Consider the following 14,250-nt stretch of genomic DNA (forward strand, 5'->3'; position numbering starts at 1 on the left):
TCGAGTACTACAACACCCGACGTCGCCACCAAGCGCTCGGCGGGCTCCCGCCGATCAGCCGGCTGTAACCAACGTCGTGGCCGGGTACACCTAGGACGGTTCGACGCCCTCCGCGCCACCGCGGACGAGTTCGTGACCCGGATGCGCGGGTCCAACGTGCCGGCCTGGTTCGTCAACCAGACGGTCGACTCCCTGGCAAACCTCACGAACAACTCGATGTACAAGAAGGACGGGCGCACCGCGTTCGCCGAGGGTGAGTGGACGACGTTCGGCACCTCGGACCAGATGTGGCACGCCCGCCAGGTGGTCGGGAACATGTTCCCGGCGATCGCGTGGCAGGAGCTCGAGTACTGGGCCCGCACGCAGCGCTCGGACGGGCAGATCCACCACGACTTCAACTACATGGCGGACACCAGCCAGAAGGACCGCCTCGTCGACTGGGACGACACAGAGCACGCCGACTACCGCAGTGTCGACAAGTGGGTCGACCTCAACGCCGGCTTCATCGTCTCCGTCTACGAGACCTACCAGCAGACCGGCGACGCGGATCGGCTGGAGTACTTCTGGCCCTACATGAAGAAGGCGGGCCAACGCATTTTCGACCAGGTCGACGAGTACGGGAGCGCCGACTACCCGTACACGTTCGACGACAGCGAGAACTCCTACGACGCCGGCGGTGACCCGAACGCGTTCAACGCCAGCCTGTCCGCCGTCGCCTACGAGGTCATGGCCCGGCTGGCCGACAAGCGTGACGACGCCGAGCTTGCCGCCCGCTACGACTCGGCGTTCGACCAGGTCAAGGAGTCGTACCGACAGCGGTACCTCAACGGCAACTTCCCGACCGGGCGGATCTCCGAGTCCTACTTCGCCGGCCAGTGGCTGTCCCTCAGCATGCGGCTCGGCGAGATCTGGACCGCCGACGAGACCGATCAGGTGCTGAGCGACCTCGACGGCTACTACCACCCCCTGTACTGGGGACTCGGCTACACCCGGGGCACCTATGACGAGTGGACGCCGTACCTCCTCGCCCACTACGGCGGGCTCCTGCTCAACACCCGTCGGGCCGACCAGTTCGTCGCCATGCAGAAGGACTCCTACGACCGGCAGTTCGGAGACCGTGACAACGTCTTCAACATGCCGTTGGACATCCTTCCGGAGGTCGACGAGCCGGACTACGCGGCCACCGCGATCTCGGGTGACAAGCAGTACATCTCCACGCCGACCATCTGGCGCAACTACAACGACGTCATCGGCTATAAGCGGGACCAGAGCAGCGGCGACCTGTGGGTCCAGCCCCAGCTTCTGCCGGAGATGGACCACACGCTGACCGACGGCACGTTCGTCTCACCCCAGGGGTACGGGACGATCAGCTACCGGGAGTCCGGTGACACGTTCCAGAACCAACAGATCACGGTCACGAGCGACGAGCCCATGCGCGTGTCCGACCTGCACCTGCACGACTATCTGGGCGCCAAGAAGAGCATCACGGTGACCGTCGACGGGCGCCCGGTCTCGTTCACCCGCCACGGCAGCGGCTACGCCAAGGAGCTGGTGGTCCGCTACGACGGCCAGATCGGGCCGGAGGGTGTCCGCATCACGGTGACCGGCGACCCCGGCGCCCCCCTGCCGGCGACACCCGACGAGCCGGACGGTACGGACGTCCCGCCGGGCCCCGCTCACAAGAACCCCTACACGGGGATCGACGCGGAGGACTTCGACGCCACCGGCGGCGTCCAGACGGCGACGAGCGACGGCACCTCGTACGTCACCGAGACCGACGACCAGGACTACGTCCGCTATGACTCCGTGGGCTTCGGGGACGGGGCGCAAGCACTCGACCTGCGTGTGCGGACCACCAAGGCCTCACACCTCGAGCTGGCCCTGGGCAGCGTGTCAGGCAACGCGATCGCGGAGATTCCCGTCCCCGACACGGGCGGCGCGTGGGACACCGTGCGCTTCACTCTGCCGGAGCCCGTCGGGGACACCCAGAACCTGGTGCTCCGGTTCCGGTCCAACGACGGTGACAGCAGCGATCTGATGGACCTGGACCGGATCACGTTCCTGCCCGTCGGCTTCGACTCGATGCTCGACCGGACTGCTTGGACCGCGACCGCCTCACGCAACTCGGCGGCCGCGGGCGCCGCGTTCGACAACGACGGCACCACCCGATGGAACTCGAGCTATCAGACGGGCTCCGAGTGGTACCTGCTCGACCTCGGGTCGGTGCAGACGTTCGACCGCATCGTGCTCGACGACTCGACCAAGAGTCCGGAGGACTACCCGCGCGGCTACGCGGTCTCCGTCTCGACCGACGGCACAACGTTCGGCGAGCCCGTGGCCACTGGCACCGGATCGTCCGGTGAGACAGTGATCGAGCTGCCTCCCCAGGAGGCGCGGTACATCCGGATCAGCCAGACCGGCGCCGAACCGACGAAGTACTGGAGCATCGAGGAGCTCTACGTCTACGACGACGCGAGCTGAGCACCGCACATCCGCCCGCGTCGCGCTGCCCCTCGCCGGTCAGGGCGCGACGCGGGCGGCGTCGTGCATGCCTCATCCTGGCCCGTGCCGGGCCACGCGCGGGGGGCCGAAAGCCCCCGTTCACATCTGTGCATGCCTACTAGTCGGCACGGCAGATCGTTGACCCTGATACCGGTCCGCACGTTCCCTGAACCCGTCGAGCTGGTTCACCTGGGACGAAGGAGACGCCGATGGCGACCTCAGCGCACGAGCACGCGGCACGGACAGGGACGGACGAGCCGAGGACCGGGCAGAGATGCCGGCGGGCCTCCGGCTACGGCCTCACGGCGCTCGTCGTCGCCGGCCTCGTCATGACGGGGATGCCGTCCGTCGCGTCCGCGCAGACGACCGGCACCGCGCAGCAGTCCCCGGCGGCGACGGCGGCGACGCCGACCCCGGACGGCGAGACCACGACGGACACCCCCGCGCTGGTGACCGGGCTGGCGGAGAAGGCCGACGCGTCGGTCGCGCCCGCCACGGCCGCCAAGGACTTCCTCGGCGCCAGCAAGGGCCGCTTCCACATCGCCGACCCGGGCAAGACCCTGAAGGCGGCCGGCACCGAGAGCGCCGACGGCCAGGAGGTCGTCCGCCTGCAGCAGCAGTATCGGGGCGTGGACGTCCTCGGCGGCGAGTACGTGGTCCGCATGACGAGGTCCGGCGGCGAGCGCACCGTCACCGGCACGTCGGGCAAGTACTTCACCGACCTCGACCTCGACACCGTGACGCCGGCGGTCTCGGAGGAGGTCGCGATCCAGCGCGCGGTCGCGGCCGTCGCCGGAACCCCCGGCGGGCTGCTACGCACGGACACGCCCGAGACCATCAAGTCCTTCCGCGGCGAGTCGCACGGCCTGGCCGTCCTCCCGCAGGGGGACGGCGTGCTGACGCGCCACATCACCGTCACCGGCGTGGACGCCGACGGGATGCCGGTCGAGCAGGAGGTGTACGTCGACGGCGCCGGCGGCTTCCCGGTGCTGCAGTACAGCGCGATCAAGACCTTCGGCGCACAGGACGGCGACCCCGCCGCCGCGGCGGCCGGGTCCGCGACGACCACCGAGGCCCCGGAGACGGCGGCGAGCGCGAGCCCGGGCTACGTCCTGGGCACCGGTGTCCGGTACGACGGCCAGACCGTCGAGCTCGGCCTCTACCAGGCCGGCGCGGACAAGCCGTTCCAGATGTACGACTACAGCCGCCGCGACGCGGACACGCCGTTCACGGGCCCGCTGATCAAGACCTACGACGCCCACGGCGCGGACGCCGGCTCCGCCTCCGGCCGTTGGCCCAGCCAGGCGACGATCGCCGAGAACTCCACCGCGGACTTCGGCCCCGAGTTCACCGACTCCGGCATCATCGACGCGCACTGGGCGGCCGGTCAGGTCTACGACTACTACAAGGACACCTTCGGCCGTGCCGGACTCGACGGCGCCGATGGGTACATCGACTCCATCGTGGGCGTCACCGCGAACGGCGGCCCCTACAACAACGCCTTCTGGGACGGCGAGAAGATGGTCTACGGCAAGGGCGGCGGCGACTTCCGCACCTTCTCCGCGGACACCGACGTCGTCGGCCACGAGATGACCCACGGCGTCGTCGAGCACACCGCGAACCTCGTGTACATCGGCCAGTCCGGTGCCATGAACGAGGCCGTCGCCGACTACTTCGGCAACGCGATCGACCTCGAGGCGGGCGGCGTCTCGATGGACGACCCGGACGCCGCGCTCCTCGGCGAGGACCTGTGCACGAACCTTGCCCCCCGCGACTGCGCGCTGCGCGACCTGAACGACGGCGCCACGACCTTCGCCGACTTCGTCGGCGTCGGCGTCAGCGGCGACAACGGCGGTGTCCACCTCAACTCCACGATCTTCTCCGGTGCCCTGTGGGACATCCGCGAACGGCTCGGAGCGGAGCTCGCCGACCAGGTCGTCTACCGTGCCCTGTCCGGGTACATGACCCCGCTCGACGACTTCCTCGCCGGCCGCGCGGCCGTCGTCGCCGCCGCGAAGGAGCTGGGCGCCACCAAGGCGCAGCTGAAGATCGTCACCGGCGCCTTCGACGCGCACGGCATCGTGGCCGGCTGGGAGAAGACGCTCGGCGTCGACAGCGACCTCCTGGTCGCGGACGTCAACGTCGGCGACACCGGGGTCGGCGCCGGCGGCGGCAGGTACGCCGTCTCGCGCAGCAACGAGGACGGCTCGATGCCTTACTCGGTGTGGCTGGGCAACACGAACGGCAAGGGCCGGCCGGAGCTGGTGAGCGGCAACAACGGCAGCTTCAACGTGTACGCCGACACCGACGGCACGACCGTCGTCTGGGCCGAGTACTCCGGCACCGCGATCACCATGTGGTCGCGCCCGGTCGCCGGCGGCCTGCCGAAGCGGATCGCCTTCAGCCACAACGGGCCCGTCGGGTCCCTGGCCGTCGACGGTGACCTCGCGGTCCGGACGGTGACCGACTACACCACCGGTACCCAGCACGTCGGCTGGGCGAACCTGAAGACGGGCGAGTCCGGTCTGGTCGACCCCGGCACCCCCGCTGTGTCCACGGCGCTGCCCTCGGTCAAGGACGGCAAGATCGCCTACGCGAAGCTCTGGTACACGGCGGAGGGCCCGCGGCTCGGCGTCGAGGTCTTCGACACCGTCACCGGCACCAAGACCCTCATGCCGATGGACAACGCCACGGTGATGGGCATCGGGCAGACCGGCATCACCGACGACGGCGTCGTCTGGATCGAGGACACCGACGCGACCGACGCCGGCCAGGCCGCCGTGCGCACGGCGTCCTTCGACGGCACCTCTCCGGTGACCCTGGTCCCGGAGGCACCCGACAGCACGCTCTACCCCTACTCGCTGACGGCGTCGGGCACCGCGGTGACGATCACGTCGACCCCGCCGGCGACGTGGTGGGCCAACGAGACGCTGCCGAAGCTCTTCCAGGTGGCCGCCGACGGCAAGAAGGGCGCGCAGCGGGTGTCCTGCAGCCGCGGCGAGCAGATGTTCGCCGCCGCCGACGAGGGCTCCCGGGTGCTGTGGTTCGACGGGACCACGAGCCACACCAACCTGGTCAAGCGGGACCGCCCGGTCGGCACGTGCTGACCTGACCCTCCCGACGAGCCGCGGCCGGGCGCCCCACGAAGGGGTGCCCGGCCGCGGTCGTGCGGAGGGCACGTGCACGACTTGTCACATCTGTCCGCAGACCGCACACTCCGGGCGTGCCCACGCTCGAGCCCGACCGCCCGCCGACCGAGGACGGGACCGCCCCCGTCGACCTCGGGTCCGACCCGCCCGAGCTGTCCCAGCTCGGGCTGGACGACGACATGCTGCGGCTGTACCGCGCGGCCCTGCGCACCGGCGCGACGGCGTCCGGCGAGCTGGCCGCGCTGTCGGGGCTCGACCCCGACCGGACGGAGCGCGGGCTGGCGCGGCTCGCGGCGGACGGCTTCCTCACGGCGTTCGGGGCGGTGGCCCCGCGCGCGGCCCTGCGGACCGTCGTCATGCGGCGGATGGCCGAGCTCGCGCAGCGGGAGGCCGAGCTGCGCACGGTGGACGCGATGGTCGACGGCCTGGCCGACGGACTGTGGCCCTCCGACGCGCGCCTGCCCGTCGGCGACGCCAGCCTCGTGGTCGGCACGCCCGAGATCGCGCGTCTCACGACCCACCTCGTGATGTCCGCACGGCACGAGGTGCTCGTGCTGGACACACCGCCGTACGTGCAGATCGGGACCCGCCGCTCGGACGTCTCGTCCGCGCACTTCAGCGTCGGGGCGGACGACGACGTCGACCAGGCGCTCGCCCGTGGCGTCGTCTCGCGGCGCATCGTCTCCCAGGACGGGCTCGACACGCCCGGGCGCGCCGAGGGGATCCTCGAGCTCGGGGGCGCAGGGATGACCGTCCGCGTGCGCGCGACCCTGCCCACGAAGCTCCTGGTCGTGGATCGCGAGACCGCGCTGCTGCCGCCTTCGTCGTCCGCCGACGCCACCACCACGGCCCTGGTGCTGCGCGGCGGCGTGCTCGCGCACGTCCTCGTGCCCCTCTTCGAGGCCCTGTGGGACGACGCGGTGCCGGTCGTGGCACCACCGGGCGACGCCCCGCACCCGGACGGTGCGCTCACCGCCGAGGAGCGCGAGCTCCTGACGATGCTCGCGGCGGGCCTCAAGGACGAGGCGGTGGCTCGCCACCTCGACGTGCACGTGGCCACGGCCCGCCGCCGCATCACGGCGCTGCTGGCACGGCTCGGGGCGAGCAGCCGGTTCCAGGCCGGCGTGCAGGCGGCCCGGCGCGGCTGGCTCGCGGACTCCTGACGTCGGACCCCGGGAACCGTCCGGTCAGCGGTCGGGTGCCCTCGACGAGCGCAGCACCGTCCGACCGAGCCGGCACAGGCCGGGCCCGAGAGGTAACCCCCCGGGCCCGGCCCGTGCCGGTCACGCGACGGTGGACGTCACCACCCGCGCGTCGTCGACGGTCACCTCGTAGGTGCTGCCGGTGACGACGAGCGTCGCGCGCGGCGTCGCCGTGCCCGGCAGGTCGCGCTTCTCCGAGCGGCGGGCGCTGGTGATGGCGCCGCCGGTGGCGTCCTGGACGCCCTCGGCCTCGGCGTCGGGCGTGGCCGCGACGTGCGACCCCACCCAGACCTCGACGTCGCCCGGCTCGACGACGCGCACGAGGCGACGGTCGGCGAACGCGAGCCGCGTCGTCGGGACGTCGAAGGTCACGACGGCGGACTCCCCCGGCTCGAGCACGACCCGCCGGTAGGCGAGCAGCTGCGCCACCGGGCGGGTCACGGACCCGATCACGTCGTGCCCGTAGAGCTGCACGACGTCCGCCCCGGCGACCGTCCCCGTGTTGGTCACCCGGACGGCCGCGGTGAAGGCGCCACCCGCGGCGACCTCGCCGTCGACGGCCAGGTCCGTGTACGCGAACGTGGTGTACGACAGGCCGAAGCCGAACGGCCGCAGCGGCGTCGAGTCCGTGGACGTGACGTCGGACGGTCCGCCCAGCACGGGGTGCAGGTACGAGTACGGCTGCGCCCCGGCCGACCGCGGCAGCGACACCGGCAGGCGCCCCGACGGGTTGACCGCTCCCGCGATCGCCGCGGCGACGGCGGTGCCGCCCTCCTCGCCGGGGAAGAACGCCTGGAGCACGGCGCCCGGGCGGCGGTCGTCGGAGTCGCCCGCGACGTCGAGCGCCCAGTCGATCGCGTACGGCCGGCCCGAGAGCACCACCATGACGACCGGGGTGCCGGTGGCGAGCACCGCCTCGACGAGCCCGCGCTGCACGCCCGGCAGCTCGAGCGACTCCGCGTCGTTGCCCTCGCCCACGGTGCCACGGCCGAACAGGCCCGCGTGGTCGCCCACGACGACGACGGCCACGTCGGCCGACGACGCGGCGGCGACCGCCTCCGCGAAGCCGGACGTGTCCTCGCCCTCGACGTCGCAGCCCGCCGCGTGCACGAGCTCCGGCTGCGGCAGTCCCGCGGAGCGGAACGCGCCCCCGAGGGACTCGAAGACCGTGGGGATGTGGAAGCCCTTGGGCACCTCGGGGTGGTGCGCCAGCACGTGGTTGGCGAACGAGTAGCAGCCCATGAGGGCGTCGCTGCGGTGCGCGTTGGGGCCGACGACGGCGACGCGCGCCGGGGCGGCGCTCCACCGGGTCAGCGGCAGCACGCCGTCGTTGCCGAGGAGCACCAGCGACTCCTCCGCGAGGCGGCGGGCCACGTCGCGGTGGGCGGGCGAGTCCAGGTCGACCACCGCGGGCGGCTCCCCGGCGAACGCGTCGTCGTCGAGCAGCCCGAGCTCCTCCTTCTGCGCGAGGGCGCGCAGCACGGCGCGGTCCACGTACCGCTCGTCCAGCCCGCCCGCGCGGACCACCTCCGCGAGCGGCTCGAGGTACGCGTCGCCGGACGGCAGCTCGACGTCGAGGCCTGCCGCGAGCGCCTGCGCGGCCGCCTGCCCGCGGTCGGCCGCGATCCGGTGCATGACCTCGAGGAACGCGACGCCGAAGTAGTCCGCGACGACGGTCCCGTCGAAGCCCCACTCGTCGCGCAGGATCCGCGTGAGGTGCTCGGGGCTGGCGTGCATCGGCACGCCGTCGACGTCGACGTACGACGCCATGACCGACCGCACGCCGCCGTCGCGCACCGCCATCTCGAACGGCGGGAGGAAGACGTCGGTCATCTCGCGGGGGCCCGCCGACACGGGCGCGTGGTTGCGCCCGGCGCGCGACGCCGAGTACCCGACGAAGTGCTTGAGCGTGGCGTGCACGCCGGCGTCCTGCAGGCCGCGCACGTAGGCGGTGCCGACCGTCCCGACGAGGTAGGGGTCCTCGCCGATGCACTCGTCGACGCGACCCCAGCGCGGGTCGCGCACCACGTCCAGCACGGGCGCGAGGCCCTGGTGGATGCCGAGCTCGCGCATGGACCCGCCGATGACGCCGCCCATCTCGGCCACGAGGTCCGGGTCGAACGACGCGCCCCAGGCGAGGGGCGTGGGGAACGTCGCCGCCTTCCACGCGGACAGCCCGGTGAGGCACTCCTCGTGCACGAGGGCGGGGATGCCGAGCCGCGTCTCGCGGCGCAGCCGCTGCTGCTCCGCCCACAGCCAGGCCGCCCGCTCGGCGGGGTCCACCGGCCGCGTGCCGTAGACGCGGGTGTAGTGCCCGATGCCGTGCCGGGTGACCTCCTCGAGGCGGCCGCCGTCGCCGGCCGCCATCTCGCCCTGCATGGGCGCGACGACGTCGCCGCCCTTGTCGAGCCAGTAGCCGACCAGCTGCGCGAGCTTCTCCTCCAGGGTCATGCGGGCGTGCAGCGCGGTCACGCGCTCGGACACCACGGGCAGCTCCGGCAGCTCCGGCACCGTGGGGACGGGGTGGGTCACGTGCTCTCCTTGGGTCATCCCTTCACGGCTCCCTGCAGGCCGTTCACGATGCGCTTCTGCATCGCGAGGAAGAACACCAGCGCAGGGATCATCGCCAGCGTCGTGAAGGCGAACACGCCCGCGGTGTCGGCCGAGTGCTCCGAGGAGAAGTCGGCGACGCCCAGGGGCAGCGTCCGCATGTCGCCCTGCAGCAGCAGCAGCGGCAGGAGGTAGGCGTTCCAGGAACCGACGAACGCGAGCACGCCGACGGTCACCATTCCCGGCCCCGACAGGGGCAGCAGGATCCGCCAGAAGAACCCGATGCGGCTGGCGCCGTCGAGCTGCGCCGCCTCCTCGAGCTCGGTGGGCAGCGCCTGGAGGAACGGGCGCAGGATGACGACCGTCATCGGCAGCGCGAACGCCGCCTGCGGCAGCGCCACGCCCCACCAGGTGTTCCCCATCTGGTAGTTCTGCGTGATGAGGATGAACAGCGGGATGATCGCCACGGTCGCGGGGAACAGCAGGCCGATCACGAACACCATGAACAACGCCTCGCGGCCCCGGAACCGGTACCGCGCGAGGGGGTAGGCGGCCATGATGCCGAACACCACGACGACGGCCGTCGTGACGACGGCGATGATCGTCGAGTTGAGGAAGTAGCCCCAGAACGGCGAGTCGGCCGAGAGCACGCCGGCGTAGTTGTCCCACACCCACGGGCTGGGCAGGCCGGCCGGGTCCTCCGCGAGCTGGGCGTTGGTGCGGAACCCGCCCAGCACGCCGTACAGCACGGGCCCGAGCGTCACCGCCACCACCACCAGGGCGATCGCGTAGACCAGGGGGCTCCCGCCGGAGAACGTCCTCTTCCGCGCTCCGCGGTCCGCGGTGCGGGCGGACGGGCGGGCGGGCGTCGTGACGGCGCTCATCGGCCGCCCTCCTTGCTGTCGCGGCTCAGGATGAACTTCTGGTACGCGAGCGCGAGCACCAGCGCGATGACGAACAGGACGACGGAGGCGGCGCCGGCGATGCCGAAGTTCTGCCGCTTGGTGCCCTCGTTGACGAGGAACGTCGCCATGGTCGTCGTGGCGTTCGCGGGCCCGCCGCCGGTGAGGATCCACACCATGTCGAAGAGCTGGAGCGAGCCGATCATCGACAGGAAGCCCCAGGTGCGCATGGTCGGGCCGAGCAGCGGGATCGTGATGCGCCGCTGCACCTGCCACCAGGAGGCGCCGTCGAGCTGGGCGGCCTCGTAGAGCTCGTCCGGCACGCCCTGCAGGCCCGCGAGGAAGAGGATCACGGCGAGGCCGAGGTACTTCCAGGTGAGCACCACGAGCACGGTCCACAGGGCGTACTCGGGCGTGCCGAGGAAGCCCTGGTCCGGGCCGTGCAGCCCCACGGCGGCGAGCATCGTGTCGATGACGCCGTACTGCGGCTGGAGCAGCTGGAACCACACGACGCCGGCGATGACCTCCGCCAGCACGTACGGCACGAAGATGATGGTGCGCAGCAGGCCCTGGCCCCACATCTTGCGGTTGAGCAGCAGCGCGATCGCGAGCCCGAGCGGCAGCTGCAGCAGGATCGAGCCCACCACGATGACGAGGTTGTGCACGACGGCGTCCGTGAAGACCTCGTTGGTCAGCACGGAGACGTAGTTGCGCAGGCCGACGAAGTCGACCATCGGGCCGAAGCCCTTCCACTTGTACAGCGACATCTGCACGGCGGTGGCCACGGGAACCACGACGAACGCGACGAGCAGCGCGAGCGCCGGCGTCACGAAAAGGGCGATCTCCGCCCGCTTGCGCCACGCCGCGGCGCGGCCGCGGCGCTCCGGACGGCGGTCCGCCGACCGTGCCGGGGCACGGTCGGCGGACCGGACTGCGGTGTCCGTCATCGGACCGTCACTGGTCCGCTTCCGCGGCGGACTGCACCGCGTCGACGACGTCCTGCGGGGTCGCCTTGCCGGCGAACTGCAGGGCGATCGCGTCGTTCATCGCGCCACCCACGGACGCGCCGAGCAGCGTGTCGAGGTAGAGCTGGATCTCCGGGGCGCTGTCACGCACCTCCAGCAGCTCTGCCAGGGCCGGGTCGGAGACCTTCTCCGAGGCCGTCGGGTTGGTCGGCAGACCCATGTCGAGCTCGGCGAAGCCCTGCTGGACCTCGTCGCTCAGGAGGTACTGGGCGAACTCGACCGCGACGTCGGGCGCGTCCTTCGACACGGCCCAGGCGTCGCCGCCGCCCATCTGCGCGCCGTCGGTGCCCTGCTGGCCGTCGATCGAGGGGTAGGAGAACCAGCCCGTGTCCTCGCCGAGGCCCGAGCCGTCCTCGGTGAGGCCCTGCATGACGCCGGGCTCCCAGTGGCCGGCGAGCTCCATCGCGACCTTGCCCGAGGCGAGCAGGCCGGAGGCCGACGTCGCGCCGGTCTGGGCCGGGGTGGTGAGGAAGCCCTTGTTGAACGGCTCCGTGGCGAGCAGCTCGTCGAGCGTCTCGCCCGCCTTGACGAAGCACGGGTCGGAGTAGTCGACCGAGGTGACCGCGGTGTCGAGGGTGTCCGCAGCGCACTGGCGGATCACGTTGTAGTACCAGTAGTGCGCGGCGGGCCACTTGTCGCCCGCGCCGACCGAGGCCGGCGTGATGCCCGCGGCCTGCAGCTTGTCGAACGCGGCGTACAGCTCGTCCATCGTGGTGGGGGTCTCGGTGATCCCCGCCTTCTCGAACAGCGACTTGTTGTACCAGAAGCCGACGACGCCCATGGAGAACGGCAGCGCGTACGACGCGCCGTCCACCTGGAAGCCGGACATGTACGGCTCGATGGTGCTGATCGTGTCGGCGGCCGGCTCCGACAGGTCCTTGAGCAGGCCCGCCTCGACGTGGTCGGCGAGCTCGCCGCCGCCGCGCTCCATGAACACGTCGGGCGCGTCGCCCGCCTGGAAGGCGGCGTCGAGCTTGGTGAGCATGTCCTCGTGGGCCATGGCGCTGACCTCGACGGTCGTGCCGGGGTGGTCCTTCTCGAAGTCGGCGGCGACCTTGTCGTAGTACTCCTTGCCGTCGCCGGTGTTGGAGTTGTGCCACCACGTGATCGTGCTGGCGTCGGCGTTGCTGCCGCCGTCGTCGTCGCCCTGCGTGCCGGTGCCCTGGCCCGCACAGGCGGCGCCCAGGAGCGCCACCGTGGTCCCGAGCGCGACCGCGGTGGCGCCTCGCATGAACCTCGTCCTCGTCATCATCGATCCCTTGTCTTCGTCGACGGGCACGGCAGCGACGCTGCCGCGAGGTAGGTGTTGTGCCTGACACGAGAGTGGCAGGCGGGCGGCCCGGCCGTCAATCGTTGTCGATAACGATTTCGACATCTCACCCGGAGCCCGTTCCGGACGACGAGGACGACGCGTGACCGCCGCCCGCATGGCGCATACTGTCGACTCGTGAGCACCGCCGCCGACCCGCCCCGGGGTCCCTCTGCACCCGTCGCCGGGCGCGTCACCATCTCCGACGTCGCCCGCGTCGCCGGCGTCTCGGTCGCCACCGTGTCGAAGGTCGTCAACAACCGGTACGGCGTGGCCGCCGGCACGTCCGAGCGGGTGCTCGCCGTCGTCGAGGAGCTCGGCTACGAGTCCTCCCTGGTCGCCCGCAGCCTGCGCCGCACCAGCACGAACGTCATCGGGGTGCTCGTCGCCGAGTTCGAGCCCTACTCCACCGAGCTGCTCAAGGGCATCTCGTCCGCCGTCGACGGCACCGGCTACGAGCTGCTCGCCTACGCGGGCCGCACCGACGGCGGCGCGCGCACCGGCTGGGAGCGGCGGTCGCTGTCGCGGCTGGCCGGCACGCTGGTCGACGCGGCGATCGTCGTGACGCCGACGATGGTGATGTCGTCCGACTCCCCCGTGCCCGTCGTCGCCGTCGACCCGCACACCGGGCCCAAGGGCACGCCCACCGTCGACTCCGACAACACGACCGGCGCCCGCGAGGCCGTCGAGCACCTCATCGACCTGGGCCACCGGCGCATCGCGCACCTGGGCGGCCGCGCCGACCTCGAGTCCGCCCGCCTGCGCGAGCTCGGCTACCGCCAGGCCCTCGAGGGCGCGGGCATCGCCGTCGACCCCCTGCTCATCAAGGTGGGCGGCTACCGCCCCGACCTGGCGGACGCGCCCGTGCGCACCCTGCTCGACCGCCCGGACCGCCCCACCGCCGTGTTCGCCGCGAACGACCTGTCCGCCATCCACGTGATCGGGGTGGCTGCCGAGCTCGGCCTGCGCGTCCCCGAGGACCTGTCCGTCGTCGGCTTCGACAACATCCCCGAGTCGTGGGGCAGCGCTCCCCCGCTCACCACGGTCGCGCAGCCCCTGCACCGCATGGGCGCCGAGGCGCTCCGCATGGTGCTCGACCTCCTCGAGGGCACCGCCCGCGAGCGCCACCTGCGCCTGCCCACGTCGCTCGTCGTCCGCTCCTCCACGGCACCCCCGCCGAGGTAGTCCAGATCCACGCGAGGTAGTTCCAGGCTCCGCGAGGTAGTTCAGCGGACGACGACGGTCGAGGCGTCCGGGAACATCACCGGAGGCGCGTCGACGCCGCAGAACGAGAGATAGCTGCCGACGTAGTCGCCGTCGGGCCGCTCGGGGTCGACGGCGATCACCCCGCCCTCGTCAGCCATGACCGCCATGCCGGTCAAGGAGTCGCCACCGGCTGCACCGCCCCACCACCCGGGGGTTCGCACGCGGAGAGCCTAGCGATGCGCCGGTCGCACCGCTTCGCCACGACCGGGAACTACCTCGGCGAGAAGTGAACTACCTCGCGGTGATCTGGAGGCGGTCTCAACCGGTCATCGCAACATCCTGATCTGGAGGGTGTGCGTGATGGTTCGTGGTGGGGTGCGGGTGCCGAGGGCGTGGCGGCGGGTG

At 71.8% G+C, this 14,250-nt stretch carries 9 protein-coding genes; 4 read left to right on the forward strand and 5 right to left on the reverse strand.

The window, feature by feature from the left end; translation table 11 throughout:
• Positions 1 to 141: 141 nt before the first annotated feature.
• The 3 genes from ABZ493_RS21060 to ABZ493_RS21070 all read left to right on the forward strand — a co-directional run bounded on the left by ABZ493_RS21060 (position 142) and on the right by ABZ493_RS21070 (position 6,814).
• Positions 142 to 2,481 carry a discoidin domain-containing protein gene (locus tag ABZ493_RS21060; RefSeq protein WP_430584073.1) on the forward strand — a complete coding sequence of 780 codons (2,340 nt, stop codon included), beginning with the start codon at positions 142 to 144 and terminating at the stop codon, positions 2,479 to 2,481.
• A 230-nt stretch (positions 2,482 to 2,711) separates the two neighbouring features.
• The gene (locus ABZ493_RS21065) at positions 2,712 to 5,609 is read left to right on the forward strand and encodes a M4 family metallopeptidase (protein WP_430584065.1); all 2,898 of its coding nucleotides are present in this window, start codon (positions 2,712 to 2,714) and stop codon (positions 5,607 to 5,609) included.
• 116 nt (positions 5,610 to 5,725) lie between these two features.
• Positions 5,726 to 6,814 (forward strand): LuxR C-terminal-related transcriptional regulator, encoded by a 1,089-nt coding sequence (locus ABZ493_RS21070; RefSeq protein WP_430584066.1) that lies wholly within the window; start codon positions 5,726 to 5,728, stop codon positions 6,812 to 6,814.
• Positions 6,815 to 6,934: 120 nt separating this feature from the next.
• On the opposite strand, the gene ABZ493_RS21075 is transcribed toward ABZ493_RS21070, so the two are convergent.
• Genes ABZ493_RS21075 through ABZ493_RS21090 form a run of 4 tightly spaced genes read right to left on the reverse strand, consistent with a single transcriptional unit; the run spans position 6,935 to position 12,561 of the window.
• Positions 6,935 to 9,385, reverse strand: coding sequence for a glycoside hydrolase family 3 N-terminal domain-containing protein (locus tag ABZ493_RS21075; protein WP_430584067.1), 2,451 nt, complete (start codon positions 9,383 to 9,385; stop codon positions 6,935 to 6,937).
• 14 nt (positions 9,386 to 9,399) lie between these two features.
• Positions 9,400 to 10,287 carry a carbohydrate ABC transporter permease gene (locus ABZ493_RS21080; protein ID WP_430584068.1) on the reverse strand — a complete coding sequence of 296 codons (888 nt, stop codon included), beginning with the start codon at positions 10,285 to 10,287 and terminating at the stop codon, positions 9,400 to 9,402.
• Positions 10,284 to 11,252 carry a sugar ABC transporter permease gene (locus ABZ493_RS21085; protein WP_430584069.1) on the reverse strand — a complete coding sequence of 323 codons (969 nt, stop codon included), beginning with the start codon at positions 11,250 to 11,252 and terminating at the stop codon, positions 10,284 to 10,286. Before ABZ493_RS21085 ends, ABZ493_RS21080 begins: the two co-directional genes overlap by 4 nt.
• A gap of 7 nt (positions 11,253 to 11,259) precedes the next feature.
• Positions 11,260 to 12,561 carry an extracellular solute-binding protein gene (locus ABZ493_RS21090; protein ID WP_430584070.1) on the reverse strand — a complete coding sequence of 434 codons (1,302 nt, stop codon included), beginning with the start codon at positions 12,559 to 12,561 and terminating at the stop codon, positions 11,260 to 11,262.
• Between the two features lie 216 nt (positions 12,562 to 12,777).
• Here ABZ493_RS21090 and ABZ493_RS21095 point away from each other — a divergent pair, with 216 nt between their 5' ends.
• Positions 12,778 to 13,824 (forward strand): LacI family DNA-binding transcriptional regulator, encoded by a 1,047-nt coding sequence (locus ABZ493_RS21095; protein ID WP_430584071.1) that lies wholly within the window; start codon positions 12,778 to 12,780, stop codon positions 13,822 to 13,824.
• A gap of 41 nt (positions 13,825 to 13,865) precedes the next feature.
• On the opposite strand, the gene ABZ493_RS21100 is transcribed toward ABZ493_RS21095, so the two are convergent.
• The gene (locus ABZ493_RS21100; protein ID WP_430584072.1) at positions 13,866 to 14,066 is read right to left on the reverse strand and encodes a hypothetical protein; all 201 of its coding nucleotides are present in this window, start codon (positions 14,064 to 14,066) and stop codon (positions 13,866 to 13,868) included.
• Positions 14,067 to 14,250: the final 184 nt, after the last annotated feature.

The organism is Isoptericola sp. NPDC019482 (genome assembly GCF_040632295.1).
Taxonomy (GTDB): Bacteria; Actinomycetota; Actinomycetes; order Actinomycetales; family Cellulomonadaceae; genus Isoptericola.

Coding starts and splice junctions, on each gene's coding strand:
- ABZ493_RS21060 (WP_430584073.1), top strand. CDS start 142: ATGCGCGGGTCCAACGTGCCGGCCTGGTTCGTCAACCAGACGGTCGAC.
- ABZ493_RS21065 (WP_430584065.1), top strand. CDS start 2,712: ATGGCGACCTCAGCGCACGAGCACGCGGCACGGACAGGGACGGACGAG.
- ABZ493_RS21080 (WP_430584068.1), bottom strand. CDS start 10,287: ATGAGCGCCGTCACGACGCCCGCCCGCCCGTCCGCCCGCACCGCGGAC.
- ABZ493_RS21085 (WP_430584069.1), bottom strand. CDS start 11,252: ATGACGGACACCGCAGTCCGGTCCGCCGACCGTGCCCCGGCACGGTCG.
- ABZ493_RS21090 (WP_430584070.1), bottom strand. CDS start 12,561: ATGCGAGGCGCCACCGCGGTCGCGCTCGGGACCACGGTGGCGCTCCTG.